This window comes from Microcoleus sp. w2-18bC1 (assembly GCF_036700365.1).
In the GTDB taxonomy this organism is placed as follows: Bacteria; Cyanobacteriota; Cyanobacteriia; order Cyanobacteriales; family Microcoleaceae; genus Microcoleus.
Window position 1 is genome coordinate 85361 of the sequence record NZ_JAUBOS010000008.1, and the last position, 15036, is coordinate 100396.

Genomic DNA, 15036 nt, shown 5'->3' on the forward strand with positions numbered 1-15036 from the left:
TCTCAGAAAGATGAGGTACTCATGGGCATAGGGCATAGGGCATAGGGCATAGGGCATAGGGCATAGGGCATAGGGCATAGGGCATACCGCACTTTTTTTTGAGAACCGCTATATCTGAATTGGTAATGATAAATTTACTGCAAAACTGGCTATTTTCCACGGTGATATTCTGAAACTTGTCCCATCGTCTGAATTCTGGGGCAAATTTATGGGTTGTTCTAATAAATCGACAGGCTGACTAATCGCCAAACCCAAATCGCTCTTTAATTCCAACTTCGCCTCTTTACCGTGACACTCGTAACACCGCAAAATCCAAACATTAGAATCATCTTCCGATTGTTTGAAAGCCATCAACACTAAATTTTCGGCGGACCAATCCAAGAACTTCCTCACTGCGGGTAAACTCTTGTTTCGATTTTCTCCCGACTTGGGCAACACCTTTACTAGCAGTGGTAAATTTAACTCGTACCCCTGTCGAACAGTACCTGCATCTTGCCAATTTCCGCTGTGGGGATAGACGGCATAAGTAAATTCGGAAACTCCTACATCTGCTTGTTCATCCGGCCAAGTCGAACCCCGAAGCAATGTCAGCCGAATTTGATTTGGTTGAAGGTCGCAACCGTATTTGCAATCATTGAGCAAACTCACTCCAAAACCGTCATTGCTGATATCAGTCCAGCGCAAAATCGGCACTTCCCATTTGGCTTTTTCGGCGGGTGTTTGCGGCTTGGTGGTGCGATCGATCGCACCACCGGGAATTTCGCAAGTTGCAAAATCTGCTTCTACATTTAACCCAAAGGCTGCTTTTACTAAAACGTGCTTTTCTTGCCAATCTGCCACTGTCTTGATTTTCAGCAGCGGCGAACCTATTTCTAGTATATAATCTTGACAAAACTCCGATTTGCCAATTTGTCGGACTACGCGCAAACTCTGCCGTATTTCTCCCTGCTCTACCCAAGCAATCTCTTTGAGTGTCGGCGCGGGTAATTGATGTTTTTGATAATTTGGGTCGATGTTCCAAGCATCCCAATATTGACCGCTGTCTTGAAATGCTTGCAGTTGATTGCCGCCTGCTGCATTCAAGACTTCTCGGTTATTTACTTTATCCCAAATGCTGGATAAATCCCCAGTTTTGTCATCTACTGTTGCCTGAATAAATTCATTTTCTAATACCATTTGTGCGGCTGCAAAAGGCGTTTCTTGACTAACTGTGTTTTTTTGTGCTATACCGTATGTAAGTTTTGATAACTCTGTCTTTTTTTCGGTTTCTGGACTCGCGGACGCATTATCCACAGTTGGAGCGTCTTCGCGACACAGCCAAAACACCTGGTAGCCAACGGCGGGCATATTATTTGCCCAGAATAACAGTGTAGATGGCGATTGCGGTCGATCGCCCTTGATAATCTGCGAAGCCAATCGCCGTCGGGACAAGTCGTAAATTTGCCAAGCGGAATCAGGCGAATCGGGAAGCGGTACAGCGACAACCTCAGAGCGCGACCAATTGAGAGTATTGAAAATCAAAATTGGTTGAGCGTCGGGCCCAGGAGGATTCGGCAGAGAAATCTGAGCCGAGATGGCATCCAAAGATTTTAACAGGATTTCGCGACAAGTGCGATCGACCTCAGCAAAGGCTAGATTAGCATCCGCATAGACTTGGGCGATCGCAGAACCGGGCAAAATATCGTGAAATTGGTTAAACAAAATTTGTTTCCAAGCTGATTCTAACTCAGATTTCGGATAAACCGCACCAGTACAAATAGTGGCCAGCGAAGACAGCAACTCCGCTTGGTAGAGCAATTCTTCGCAGCGGCGGTTTTGGCGTTTTTGGTCTGCGCGAGTCGTGTAGCAACCCCGGTGGAATTCTAAATAAAGTTCGTCTTTCCAAACGGGAAGAGTTTTGAGTTTTGAGGTGAAAGGATTTCCATCCTTCATGGCCGACAAGTTAGACAATTCTCGCGCCTGCAAATTCTCCTGATTGTCTGATTCTGGAACATCACTTTCTGCCCTAGTTGTCGTAACTTCAGGCAAAAACTGACTCTCAATCAAAGACAAATAATCAACCGCTTTCGCAAACTCCAACCTTGGGAAAAAAGGCGACATTTTCCAGCGTTTCGCCACCTCCAACATATCACGAGTCGGGCCACCGCCGTGGTCGCCAACCCCAGGCAACCAAAGAGCATCTTGCAAATTAGTTTTAGCTTGCCAGTCAAAAGCATAACTTGCCATTTTCACAGATTCTATGCCTTCACCAATTGGAGGAGACATCATACTAAATATTTTAGTACCGTCCAACCCTTCCCACCAAAACGCACCGTGGGGAAATTCCGTTGTATCGTTCCAACGCAACTTTTGCGTCACAAAATAATCAACTCCACCGTCGCGCAAAATCTGAGGTAATTGCCACCCAAAACCGAAAGTATCCGGTAGCCAAGCCACCCGCATCAATTCCCCAAATTTTTCTTTTGCATAAAGCTGTCCGTAAAAAACTTGCCGCACCATTGATTCAGCGGAAATCAAGTTTAAATCCGGTTCTACCCACATCCCCCCGACAACTTCCCAGCAACCCGCCGCCACCTGTTTTTTAATCGCAGCAAATAAGTCCGGCTGATGCTCTTCCATCCAAGCATAAAGTGCCGGAGTAGAATGACAGAAAATCAAATCGGGAAACTCCGATTGCAATTTCAATACCGACTCAAAAGTTCGCTTTGCCGCTTCCCAAGTTTCCGAGACAGGCCACAGCCAAGCTAAGTCTAAATGAGCGTGACCGACCAAATAGATTTTACCTGTATATATAGATGTCAGTTCACCAATTTCTCCTATATATATAGATGTAGCATTGCTATTTTCTCCAACCTCCGAAACTTCCTCTCTTCTTCCTCCCTCTGCGCCCTCTGCGGCCTCTGCAGTTCCCTCATCTAAATCCCCCAAAAAAGCCCGCAGATATCCCAATAAATTGTGCCGCAAAACCGACAGCGATCGATCGAACATTTCGCGATCGCCCACAGCCGACCAATCAATCAAATTCATCGCCAAATCAATCTCTGATTTCAGCGTTTCCCCCTTGACAAACATAGGGCGATTTGCTATTGTTTCAGTGGAGAGGTACTGGGAATTTACATTTTCTAAATTTCGACTTAGCGAATTCTGCAAAATCTCTAATTCGGCAGCCACAAAACCCGGATCGAAACAAGAAGAGTCCGCAGCTTCGTACAGACAAATCGATCGCACTAAAGCACCGTTATCGTGACCCGGACTTACCAACCGCAAAATAACTAAAAACTCATCTCCGGGATTGGCCGACGAACTCAACAAAACTCGATCGGCAAAATCAAATAAATCTCCCTGTCCGACTAACTCGCCGTTCACAAAAATTTGAGCATCTTCTGCCCACCAAGTCAAACCCAGCAGCAACCGCAAACCAACCACAGGATAGCCGTGCAAATTGTCAGGAATTACAAATTGCTGGCCCAAATATAAAACTTGCTTCCCCGACGGCCAAGCAATATGTCCTTTGTCGTTAAGTTCGGCAACAGGACTGTTACAAATATTTACTGAAGAGACAGCAGAGTCAGAATCGCAGTACCTCCAACCAGACTGAACCTCCACTTGGCTGAGGCGGCGCAACTTCTCGACAACTTCAGAAATATTATTGCTAGCAGGTGACACAGAAGCGCTCATATTTCGCTAAAATAGGAATTGTGTATTAATCAAAAATCGGATTGAACCGCGAAGACGCAAAGGACGCGAAGAAATAAAGGTTTCAGAGGGTTTGAAGCTGCGATTAATATCTCGCTTTGATTTTACAGCAATATTCAGCAATTCCGGCGCGAATCAAAAATCTGAATTCAAGAATAAAACTTATGTCCAACGGTTACTACGGCCCATACCAAAGCCGACTATTAAATTTTATATCGAAACAGTCCCGCCAAGTCGCTGACAATTGCGATCGAACTTGGCGTCAAATTAAAGAAACAACTCTCACCGCCACCCAAATTCTGCTTTATCCAGCTTACTTGCTGGTGCAAAGTTCCCGACTGCTGGGCCGACAGTTGCGGGAATCAAGTCAAAAAATAGATTTACCGGAACTGCAAGAATTTGGCGGTGACGAAAATGCCGATGGGCAACAAAATTGGTATCAGGGGGAAACTTCCGAGGAAAGTTCGATCGCCGAAATTTTACACCTAGCCGAAAATTTACTAAACTCGTCGCAAACTGCGAAAACTTTAGCCAGCTTCCCGCTGTTAATAAATCAGGGAAATGCTGTTAACGATTTACCTCCGGCCATCAATTTTAGCGGACAAACCGCCAATTATCAAACCACTTCCGTCTTAGAACACCCCCTTGCTAAAACTCAATTAAAACCGCAACCGAAAGTTGAAGGAATTGCCAGTTTTATCCCAGCCCGCACTTTAGTATTGGTCGGAAAAGAAAATCAGATATTAGATATTTTGACGCCCGAACAGCAGGAAATGCTCGAAGGTCGCATAACTTGGGAAGTAGCAAACTGCGGGCCCGAACAACGGGAAATTACCCAAAAAGAATTAAAATTTAATCTTGGTTTGGAGTCGGCTGCCAAAAAAGCGCAGTTGCCGCCGATGCGTCGTTTTTGGGAATTGATGGCATGGCTTCAGACGAGTCCGGTTGCTCTGAAAAGAAATCAGTTTGGAGAATCAATCCTCGCAGTTAAAAAATCGATCGACCGCAATGCCATCCTAGTCCAAAAAGCCCGCGCGCAGATTGAAGCAAAAACCGTACAGCAGTCAATTGCGGCATCGAATTCGATCGACCACAATACCCCAAAACTAGAAACTAATTTTAACAGCAAGTTCGATCGACCCCCTACTCCTCTCTCCTTTGTTACATTACTCGATCGCGCCGCCGTCAACCTCGAAGAATTTACCCTCCCCCCCTCGGTAAAAACAACCCCCGCACCCACAGAAAACCCCGGAGTCAAAATTGGCACATCGGGCAACGAAACTAATTTAGATTTGTCCGCCCGCGACATCCTCGAAAAATACGCTCGAAACATCGAACAAGTGATTTGGTCGTCAGTAGACCACCTCCTGGGCAAAGAAACGGCAGCGAGTGATAATACGGAGAAATCCGTCGCCATTCAGTATTATTTGAAACAGCGACAAGAACAAGAAAACACGCAAATAAGCCCAGAGGTCGATCGACCGTGGCTGAATTGGCAAGACTTATTTGGGGAACCAGCACCGCAGCATTTAATAGAGGAAAGTTCCGCGCCCCTAATATCACAAAGCAGTCCAAAAGTCAAGCAAAAAATTGCAGAATTAGGAGAATTGTCAGAAGGTCGATCGACCGCAGTCTCAATATCCCCGTACCCCGAAGCACTTCACCGCCTGCTGGGGCAGCTAAAACAGAGCTTGCTGACAAAAAGCCCAACAAGTCAACCCCAAACAGCATCTGATTTATCTGATTTAGCAGTTACTCAAAAAAATAGCTCTGCACTCGCAGCAGAATCAACCCCAGGGCGTGCACAGGAAACCCAAGTGCCAAAAAACACAAACCCGAACACCCGACAAAACAACCACTCTCCAGCAATCACCGCCCAAACTAGCAGATACACCGCCGCAACCCCCGCCACAGCAGAAGCCAAAAATCCCAGCGCAGGCGTCCCAGCAGAAGACGACTACTTAGAAACAAAAGCAGAATCGATGGGATACATTAAGCACCCCCTAGAACAAGTGCTCGAATGGCTCGATCGAGTTATGCTGCGGCTAGAAAACATCGCCGAGCAACTATGGAATTGGGCAAAAATCAACTTGCCCAAAATCCTCAAAAGCAAAGATAAAATTGACTAATCTTTAGCTTATGATAAAAAAGTTGCCGCAACAGCAGCAAATCAGCTCAGTATTATGCCATCTTTGGAGACTCCCACAGTGCTAACCCTCAAAATCGTAGTTAATGTAGTTGTCCTATTTTTTGTTTCCCTGTTTGTATTTGGATTTTTGTCCAATGACCCAGCCCGGAACCCCAACCGCAGAGACATGGAATAAACAAGTTATCTCGCCCGCAGAGTAGGGGCGCGCCACCGCAGCCCCTGCAACAGCCGACAAACCCGCGAAAATTAGTCGGACAAAACTTGACCTCGCACCGCCAGCGAGGTTATCTTGTGGCGAAAGCAACTTCTGAAAGCAGCCCTATTCCGGCGCGCCAAAGCCACGGGGAATTTTAGATATCAGATTAATGTTTAAACAGTTGCCTTCTAGATGCAAAATTTTCAATAATTTGCACCCTATAAAATCTAAAATCTAAAATCTAAAATCTAAAATCGGATGACTTACCTGTTGTAACTATGCCCTATCCGGTACCGCCGCCAGAACCCCCTGGCATCATCTACATCGCAAAACCAAAAAAAGTCGCCCTCACTGTCGCGGCCGGCGATGGAGACACCCTCCGCAACCCCACAGAAATACCGGAACCAAGCCCAGATATCGTTCAGCCAGAACCCACACCGGCCCCAGAAGAACCCGCAGCCCCACTCCGGGGCACCACCCCAGCCACCGACCAGCTTCCAGAAATCGCCGACCCCTTAGCTGCAGTGGAAAGCGGCGAGGCAGTGGTGGGATTTCAGCGTCAGGCCCCTGTGAGAGAACCCGAAACTGCGGAAACTCCGAAAGATTCCTCGTTTACGGCTTACCCATTGGGTTCGGTAGAAAATGCCGTTGCCATTCGCAATCGAAAACGAACCGCAGAGGCCCAGAAACAACAGGAGGGGAATGTTGTCCGAAAGCAGGAAAGTTGGTATCAGGCCCAAGGCCGGCAGTTAGAAGATAACTCTCCCGAACCTGCGGAGATTCCCGTTCCAGAACCCGCGCTAGAACCAGCACCCAGCGGGCAACAGCAGTTCGACATTCCCACACCAGGAACTGCCCCCGCACCCAGAACCCCCGCTGCCCCGACACCGAAACCTAAACCAGCCGCGCCGCCGGGAGTCCGCACCGCCCCTTCTGGGCGAACCGTGCCTTTTCCGGTGAGTCCGGCCGATACTATCGAAGTTAAAGCTGACAGCCAAGAATTCGACGACAAGCAGCAAATTGTCACGGCAGTTGGTAATGTCGTTGTGCGGTTCCGGCAAACTGTGATTGATGCCGATCGAGCGATCGTCAACTTAGTCACCCGCCAAGTGGTAGCATCCGGCAATGTCGCCTATACCCGCGGCCAACAAGTAGTGCGCGGTCAGCGGATGGAGTTCAATCTCGGCCTCAACAGCGGCGCAGTCGAACAAGCCAGGGGCGAAATATTCCTGCCCGCAGCAGGTAGCGAATTGACTCCCACACTGCCGACAGATATCAGTGCCGGGACGATTCTTGAACAGCCTCTGAGCGATCGAATTACCAGCCAGCAGCCCCTGCGCGGAGTCAAATCCCCCGGCGCTGCTACAGTGACTATCGGCGGAGGCGGACAGCTAGCAGCCCCCCAAGTGGTCGGTGCCGTCAACCGCATCCGCTTTGAAGCAGAACGCATCGAACTCCTGCCAGACGGCGCGAGGGTAGCAACCAACATTCGGCTTACTAACGACCCGTTTTCCCCGCCGGAATTTGAATACAGGGCCCGGACGGCGACGATTAGAAGGATTTCGCCCACGGCAGAGGAATTAGTCACAACTAAACCCCGCTTGGTGTTCGACAACCGCGTCAAAATACCCGTGTATCCCCGCAGGCAAGTGTTTGACAGCCGGCAGCAAAACGGCCCATGTTTGACCTTTGGCTACGACGGGGGGGACAGAGGCGGTTTGTATGCCGAGTGCGGTTTTGAGGTGTTGCAGAACGGGCCGGTGCGGCTGACCCTGACGCCCCAAATTTACCTCCAGCGGCTCGTGGCAGAGAACGGCGGTAATCCATTTTCTCCCGACAGCTACGGGCTGAAAGCGAGGTTACGCGCTAGTCTCGGCCCGCGCACCAGCCTGGACGGATCGGCAATATTTCTGAGTTTTGAAGATTTCCCCAATTTGCCGGAAGACAGCTTTCGGGGGAATTTGCGCCTGCGACAGTTGATCGGCACTCACACTCTGGCAGCAGAATACAGTTATCGCGATCGACTGTTCAACGGTTCTCTGGGCTATCAAACCGTGCAGAGCAGCCTGGGGGCAGTCCTGACTTCCCCAGTCATCCCACTCGGAGGCACGGGCATCAATCTCAGCTACCAAGCTGGGTATCAATTTATCAATGCTGACACCGATCAAGCAGACTTGCTCGAACCAGTGCGGGAAAACAACCGCGTCGATCTGGGGCGTTCCCAGCTCAGCTTTGCCTTGAGTCGCGGTTTCAACCTGTGGGAGGGCGAACCGCTGCCTCGCACTCCCACCCAGGGTTTGAGGTATACGCGGACGCCGGTGGTTCCTTTCTTGCAACTGGCCTTGGGACTCCGGGGGGTTGGAACTTATTACAGCAGTGGCGACAGACAAAATTCGCTCGCCGGCAGCGTCGGCATTCAAGGGCAGTTCGGCCATTTCTCCCGCCCTTTCCTCGATTACACTGGGTTTAACGTGACTTATACCCAGGTGGGACGGGACGGTATATCGCCGTTTTTATTCGATCGCTTAGTAGATTTGAGAGTCCTGTCTTTTGGACTTGTCCAGCAAGTTTACGGAGGCTTTCGAGTTGGATTTCAAAGTGCTATTAATTTAGAAAGCGGGGAAACAATCAGTACGAATTACACTTTAGAATACAGTCGCCGCAGCTACGCAATCATTTTGCGTTTTAATCCTGAGCGTCAAGTCGGCAGCCTGACTTTTAGAGTTAGCGACTTCAACTGGAATGGGACTCCCGAACCTTTTTCCGGGGACGCGCGAACTGTAGAAGGAGGGGTGCGTTTATCCGATTAATTCAATTTGCTAATTGGGCATTGGTCATTGGGAATTTGGAACCAACAGTCAACAGTCAACAGATAACAGTCAACAGATAACAGTCAACAGATAACAGTCAACAGATAACAGTCAACAAATGACAGAAGTGACCGCAATATCTGCACAAGCAGCGGCTCTGCTGGTTCACTACGGTTTTGACCTAGGTGGCAAAAAAGCCGAGAAATTGGCGGGTGAATGGCTGACCAAGTATCCCGGCTATTGGCTGCGTTTAGCAGTGGTTGAAGCGCTTTACCAAGGCCGCTACAAGGCTGTTTCTGTGGGACAGCTATTGAGTATGTGGCATCGGATAGGTCAACCTCTCTATCATTTCAATCGCGAGTTTGAACGCTTGGTATGCAATAATTTTCCTCAAAATTTAACCGGGGAAAATGCTGCTCAACTACCACAGGAAGATATACTTTTATCGGACCCGGAATCCAAAGTAACTGCCGCAGAGTTAGATTTGCTTGGGATATCAGAGGCGCAACTTGATGTGGCGCTTCATGCAGAAGTCCCAAACACAGAGGCAGAGGAAACAGGAAAATTGCCCGCAGCCGACGATCGCACAAAAGAAAATACAGAATTTGTTGTATATGAAGATGTGGCTGTTACCGCCCTCGCCGATCGAGCCGAAGCCGAGCAAAAATTAGCGGACAAACCTGTGGCAAAATCATTCCCAGTTGTCAAACACACTGATTTTCATACCAAGTTAAAAGCGATTGCCAAAGAAGGCCGAAGAAAGAAGGGAGAAAACAGAAATAGAGTGTAAACTTTGCGTACTAGATAGTTATTTTTCACTTTTCGCTTGGGGCAGTTACTCCCATCCGAATTTCCGAACAAAAAGAAGCTTGTTCCGTACCGTTAGCTTGTTTAACAAAGCTAGTCCGCAGCCGCAAATTGGGCATGAGATACCACAGCCTTTCTTCGGCATGGAGGGTGTCTGATTCTGTAATCAATGTCAGCACGTCGTCGCCCATCACGTAGCGACTATTACCCTTGTCTTGCAACACTTTACCTTCGCTTGGATTGTCGGGATTTGGTACGATCGCTAGTATTGTAGAACCGATTTGTTTAGCTTTGTCGCGATCGGGAATACCGTCCCAACTAATCCGAACGCTGGTTAGCCCAGTTGAAGCCGGGTTAATCGAGTGTTGTTGGCAAAGTTTGACGACTGCTGCATCGCTAGCTGTCAGTAGTTCTATTTTGAGGTCGGATTTACCGGCCTGCAATTCCCCAGAATTGAGATTGTGTACGGTACGCTGAGAAAACCATTTGCCTGCACTTAACTCGAAAAACTCGATAACATCCATGAAATTTGTCTCTAAAGTCAATACTGCTTTATTTGCGATCGTGACTTGCGCGCTATGGAGTCAGAAACCCGGTTTCTTCCTACGTACCTAGCGGTCAAACCAATGATTTTGTCTAGAAACCTGGTTTAAGAGTGCAAGTCCTTTTCTATATTTTAGAGGAAGGGGGCGCACCTGCAAAGCTTTCTGAGAGCTTTGGGTGAAACAGATTGCAGATGCCGCCCTGGTACGAAACCCAACCAGGGGGGACATCTGCCTCGCTGATGCGGCCGACTTGACAGAAAATTAGAGCATCCGCCATCATATTTCGTTATAAAAGGTCTTTTTCGCACTTTAAATAGGATTACGATACCTGAAATTTTTTAGCTTTGACCGAAAGCATCCAGGATACAAGCCCCCGGATTCATCCGTCCAGAAATAAAAAACTTGTCTCCGAGAAACTTGCCCCCCGAATTTATCCGTGGGGCAAACTCTAAAATCTAAAATCTAAAATCTAAAATCTAAAATCTAAAATCGATTGACAGTGCTGATCGATCGACCATCATCGCCCAAACACCAGCTATGTTAAGAAAAGCAACGATATATGTGAGCTTTTGTCAATTGATCGGTAAATTGGGCGTTGCTGAGTTTAATTATATTAGCGACGATTTATTGTAATCGCACTGCTTGAAAATTCTCAAAGCAGACTCCGACTAAAAAACAAGCAATTCATCGAACCATCACCAAACCAAGGACAGCAAGCCCGTAGCACATAGCATTCAAATATGTCATGCTAAGTCAAGAGAAAAGATTCTCGATCGGCTTTTCGGTAGGGTACAGCTAGCGATCGCATACATTTAAAAAACACATCCGTAAATTTATGACCGAGTTTAAACAAGGGCTGGATAAAATGGAGCCCGCAGAACAGACGCACTACCTGGAAATCCTGCCAAGTCAGCTAGCAGCGAATTCAGACTGCGAAAAATTATACAGCTTACTAACAGATTACAACTTTATTAAAGCCAAGCTGTCAGCATCGGGAGTACAGGCGCTCATAGAAGATTACGATTTAGCAACAAGTCCCGATATTATCTCAGAGAAAAAAGCCGACCAACTCAAATTAATCCAAGAAGCAATTCGGTTGTCTGCCCACATTCTAGCCACAGATAAAAGCCAACTAGCCACCCAACTAATAGCCCGCTTGATGCGCTTTGAAAGTCCAGAAATTCAAGCAATGCTAGCACAGGCACAACACCAAACAACCCCCTGGATGCGACCGCTAACGCCCAGCTTTACCCCTCCTGGCGGGAGATTGTTGCGTACCCTCACCGGACATACAGACTGGGTACAAGCTGTAGCAATCACCGCCGACGGCAAGCGGGCAATTTCTGCCTCCTCTGACCACAATCTCAAAATTTGGCACTTAGAAACAGGAGAAGAACTTGCCACCCTCAAAGGTCATCTTACCTACGTCAATGCTGTAGCTGTCACCCCCGACGGCACTAAAGTAATTTCCGGTTCTTGGGACAATACAATTAAAATTTGGGATTTAGAAACAGGGACAGAAATATTTACCTTTGCAGGCGATACTTTTGCCGTAGAAGCAGTAGCAGTAACTCCTGACGGCAAGCGAGTAATTTCAGGTTCTTGGGATGGCAGTATTAAAGTTTGGGATTTGACAAGCAGAGAAGTAATTTTTAACTTCAAAGGTCACAGCAGTTTTGTCCAGTCCGTAGCCGTAACTCATGATAGCAAACGGTTGATTTCCGGGTCGGGAGACAACAGCATGAAAGTCTGGAACCTAGAAACTGGAAAAGAAGTTTTTACTCTCACGGGTCATGAAGACTGGGTAAAAAGTGTAGCAGTTACTCCCGACGGCGAACTCATAATTTCCGGCAGTTACGACGGAACAGTTCAAGTCTGGAGTTTGTCAGAAAGAAAGCAACTTTTCACTTTAGGAAAACACAGCAGTTTCGTTCAAGCTGTGGCAGTCAGTCCCGACGGCAAACGGGTCATTTCGGCTTCCGGTGATAAAACGCTGAAAGTTTGGAATCTGGAAACAAAAGAAGAACTTTTCACTTTTACCAATCACATCGCCCCAGTGAATGCTGTGGCTGTTACCCCCGACGGCAAGCGGATAGTTTCTGGTTCCTCTGACAAAACTCTCAAAGTTTGGCACTTAGAAAGAGGCAAAGAAAATTTATCATTTGCAGGTCACGATGACTGGGTAAATGCTGTAGCAGTGACGGCGGACGGTACGAAAGCGATTTCCGGTTCAGGAGACAACAGCATTAAAGTCTGGAATCTCAAAAACGGACAGGAAATTTTTACTATTTCTGGACACCAAGATTGGGTAAAAGCGATCGCAATAACACCGGATAGCAAGCAAATAGTTTCGGGTTCCGGCGACAAAACTGTGAAAGTTTGGAGTCTAGAAACCGGAAAAGAAATCTTTACTTTCACTGGTCATACAGACTGGGTAAATTCTGTGGCAGTGACTGCGGACGGAACGATGGCGATTTCCGGTTCGGGAGACAAAACTATTAAAGTTTGGAGTTTAGAAACAGGAGAGGAACTTTTTACTTTTTCAGGTCATGAGGACGGGATAAAAGCTGTGGCAGTTACTCCCGACAGCAAGCGGGTTATTTCGGCTTCCGGCGACCAAACTCTGAAAATTTGGAGTTTGGGAAAAGAAAAGAATATTTTGGCAAATTTATGGAATTTAGCCGTCAAAAATCTACTTTTCACTCTCAAAGGTCATGAGAGTTTTGTGAATGCTGTGGCAGTTACGGCGGATGGCAAATGGGCGATTTCTGGCGGGCGGGAACACAATTTGAAAGTTTGGGATTTGTCAAGTAGAAAAGAAGTTTTTACTTTGGTAGGTCATGCTGATGCGGTAACATCTGTGGCGACTATGGGAACAAAGGCAATTTCTGTTTCGGACGATAATACTCTCAAAGTTTGGGATTTGTTAAGTCGAGAAGTAATTGCTAGTTTCAGGGGAGATAGTGCTTTGAAAGCTTGCGCTATTGCACCTGATGGGGTGACAATCGTAGTGGCGGAAGCTTCGGGACAGGTGCATTTTTTGAGGTTAGAAGAGGGGAAATAGTCATTAGTCATTAGTCATTAGTCATTAGTTATTATGCCGATCGCACTTTTGCTAAAATTTAAAAGTGCGATCGCCCTTTGCCCCAATCAAGTCTACAATTATTCCGCGTCAATACCCATCGATCGCAGTCTTTCCGCTAGAACAGCAGCCCAAAGTGCGATCTTTCTCAATACAGCGGTTCATCAAAAAAAAAATCTCATTCAGCAGCGAAAATAGGGCCGGCACCGCCCGCCCCAGCAAACTAATGCCTCTGCAACTTCACCCCGCGAATCGAATAATCCAAAAGCTCAATAGGGTGCATTAAAGTAACTTCCTTTCCCTGCAACTCCAAATGCTTCTTAATTTGCAAAGAACAACCCGGATTAGAAGAAGCAATTAACTCCGCCCCAGTATTCAGCAAATTCTCCACCTTTTGCACTCCTAATTCATCAGCAATCTCCGGCTGAAGCATATTGTAAACTCCCGCACTCCCGCAGCACAAAGCCGCATCCACAGGCTCTTTTAACTTCACCCCAGGGATTTGTTGCAGCAACTGACGCGGCTGCAAACTAATCTTTTGCCCGTGCAACAAATGACAAGCATCCTGATAAACAATTGTCAAATCTCCATCAATCAAAGGATTAAGTTTCGCCGTAATTCCCGCACTTGCTAAAAACTCTTGCACGTCCTTAACATTAACAGCAAATTTTTCAGCTTTCTCCCGATAATCAGGGTCATCTGCTAAAATATGACCGTATTCTTTCAAAGTATGGCCGCAGCCAGCAGCGTTGATAATCACAAAATCAACACCCGTATTTTCAAAGCTATCAATCATTTGTCTCGCCAAAGCTTTCGCCTGTTCCGCTTGGCCTTGGTGTTCCGGCAAAGCAGCACAGCATCCCTGACTTTTAGGAACCACAACCTCGCAACCGTTAGCCGTCAAAACACGCACAGTAGCTTCATTAACTGGCGAAAATAACAGCCGCTGGACACAGCCTAAAATCACGCCGACTCGATAGCGTTTCTCCCCTTCTGCCGGAATTACCTCTGGTAAATTATCCCGGAAAGAATCGACAGTAACTTTCGGCAAAATTGATTCCATCGCAGCCAAGCGGGGAAATACTTTTTTCAGCAAACCTGTTTTGCGGACAAGTTTTGGCAGTCCTAATTTTTGATAAATAAACAGCGGTGCAAGCAAAGGTCGCAATCTGTGAGGATAAGGGAAAAGATTAAAAATCAGAGTGCGAATTACATTGTCCGAAAAAGTGCGTTCCTGATTTCTAGTAACTTGGTGGCGCGTTGCGGAAATTAATTTGTCGTATTGAACTCCAGAAGGGCAAGTTGTAACGCAGGCTAAACAGCCCAAACAAGTATCAAAATGCTGGGAGGTTGCTTCGTTTAATGGTGCGTCGCCTTCGTTGATTGCATCCATTAAATAAATGCGGCCTCTGGGCGAATCCATTTCTTTGCCGAGTACGCGATAACTTGGACAAGTTGACAAACAAAAGCCGCAGTGTACGCAAGTATCGATTAATTTCGGATCGGGCGGATTGTTGGCGTCGAAACCGGGGATTTCGAGGGTTTGTAAGTGGGGATTTTGTGCTAGAAAATTGCTTTCTTTGGCAGGTCTTAAATCGTCGCTGGGAACTTGAGATTTTTCTGAAGTTTGCATATATATATTACCTAATTGTTTTTCTTCGTACCCAGAACTTTAGTCAGTTTAATGGAATTTAGGCAGAAGCTTTATCTGTAGGTTTGCCGCGCGAAAAATTCCGCTAGAAGTAGCGTGT

At 47.0% G+C, this 15036-nt stretch carries 9 protein-coding genes; 6 read left to right on the plus strand and 3 right to left on the minus strand.

Going from position 1 to position 15036, the window contains the following annotated elements:
• Nucleotides 1-108: 108 nt before the first annotated feature.
• Complete coding sequence (locus QT979_RS07665) at nt 109-3678, minus strand: alpha-mannosidase (RefSeq protein ID WP_333309037.1); 3570 nt, start codon at nt 3676-3678, stop codon at nt 109-111.
• A gap of 182 nt (nt 3679-3860) precedes the next feature.
• Between QT979_RS07665 and QT979_RS07670 the strand changes: the two genes are divergently transcribed.
• The 4 genes from QT979_RS07670 to QT979_RS07685 all read left to right on the plus strand — a co-directional run bounded on the left by QT979_RS07670 (nt 3861) and on the right by QT979_RS07685 (nt 9641).
• Nucleotides 3861-5825: a hypothetical protein gene (locus QT979_RS07670; RefSeq protein ID WP_333309039.1), complete on the plus strand. Its 1965-nt coding sequence runs from the start codon at nt 3861-3863 to the stop codon at nt 5823-5825.
• A 78-nt stretch (nt 5826-5903) separates the two neighbouring features.
• Nucleotides 5904-6020: a photosystem II reaction center protein I gene (locus QT979_RS07675; RefSeq protein WP_106151135.1), complete on the plus strand. Its 117-nt coding sequence runs from the start codon at nt 5904-5906 to the stop codon at nt 6018-6020.
• 299 nt (nt 6021-6319) lie between these two features.
• Nucleotides 6320-8851: a DUF3769 domain-containing protein gene (locus tag QT979_RS07680; protein ID WP_333309041.1), complete on the plus strand. Its 2532-nt coding sequence runs from the start codon at nt 6320-6322 to the stop codon at nt 8849-8851.
• Between the two features lie 118 nt (nt 8852-8969).
• Nucleotides 8970-9641 (plus strand): hypothetical protein, encoded by a 672-nt coding sequence (locus tag QT979_RS07685; protein WP_333309043.1) that lies wholly within the window; start codon nt 8970-8972, stop codon nt 9639-9641.
• A 25-nt stretch (nt 9642-9666) separates the two neighbouring features.
• Here QT979_RS07685 and QT979_RS07690 read toward each other — a convergent pair whose 3' ends face one another.
• On the minus strand, nt 9667-10182 hold the full coding sequence (locus QT979_RS07690) for a phycobiliprotein lyase (RefSeq protein WP_333309112.1): 516 nt from the start codon (nt 10180-10182) through the stop codon (nt 9667-9669).
• An 844-nt stretch (nt 10183-11026) separates the two neighbouring features.
• Between QT979_RS07690 and QT979_RS07695 the strand changes: the two genes are divergently transcribed.
• On the plus strand, nt 11027-13267 hold the full coding sequence (locus tag QT979_RS07695; RefSeq protein ID WP_333211810.1) for a hypothetical protein: 2241 nt from the start codon (nt 11027-11029) through the stop codon (nt 13265-13267).
• A gap of 33 nt (nt 13268-13300) precedes the next feature.
• Entirely contained in the window at nt 13301-13483 is a 183-nt protein-coding gene (locus tag QT979_RS07700; protein WP_333309045.1) for a hypothetical protein, read from the plus strand.
• Between the two features lie 25 nt (nt 13484-13508).
• On the opposite strand, the gene QT979_RS07705 is transcribed toward QT979_RS07700, so the two are convergent.
• Complete coding sequence (locus QT979_RS07705; protein WP_333309047.1) at nt 13509-14918, minus strand: heterodisulfide reductase-related iron-sulfur binding cluster; 1410 nt, start codon at nt 14916-14918, stop codon at nt 13509-13511.
• Nucleotides 14919-15036: the final 118 nt, after the last annotated feature.

Excerpts from the sequence above, each read along its gene's own strand:
- QT979_RS07665 (WP_333309037.1), bottom strand. The coding sequence starts at position 3,678 with ATGAGCGCTTCTGTGTCACCTGCTAGCAATAATATTTCTGAAGTTGTC.
- QT979_RS07670 (WP_333309039.1), top strand. The coding sequence starts at position 3,861 with ATGTCCAACGGTTACTACGGCCCATACCAAAGCCGACTATTAAATTTT.
- QT979_RS07680 (WP_333309041.1), top strand. The coding sequence starts at position 6,320 with ATGCCCTATCCGGTACCGCCGCCAGAACCCCCTGGCATCATCTACATC.
- QT979_RS07685 (WP_333309043.1), top strand. The coding sequence starts at position 8,970 with ATGACAGAAGTGACCGCAATATCTGCACAAGCAGCGGCTCTGCTGGTT.
- QT979_RS07690 (WP_333309112.1), bottom strand. The coding sequence starts at position 10,182 with ATGGATGTTATCGAGTTTTTCGAGTTAAGTGCAGGCAAATGGTTTTCT.
- QT979_RS07700 (WP_333309045.1), top strand. The coding sequence starts at position 13,301 with ATGCCGATCGCACTTTTGCTAAAATTTAAAAGTGCGATCGCCCTTTGC.
- QT979_RS07705 (WP_333309047.1), bottom strand. The coding sequence starts at position 14,918 with ATGCAAACTTCAGAAAAATCTCAAGTTCCCAGCGACGATTTAAGACCT.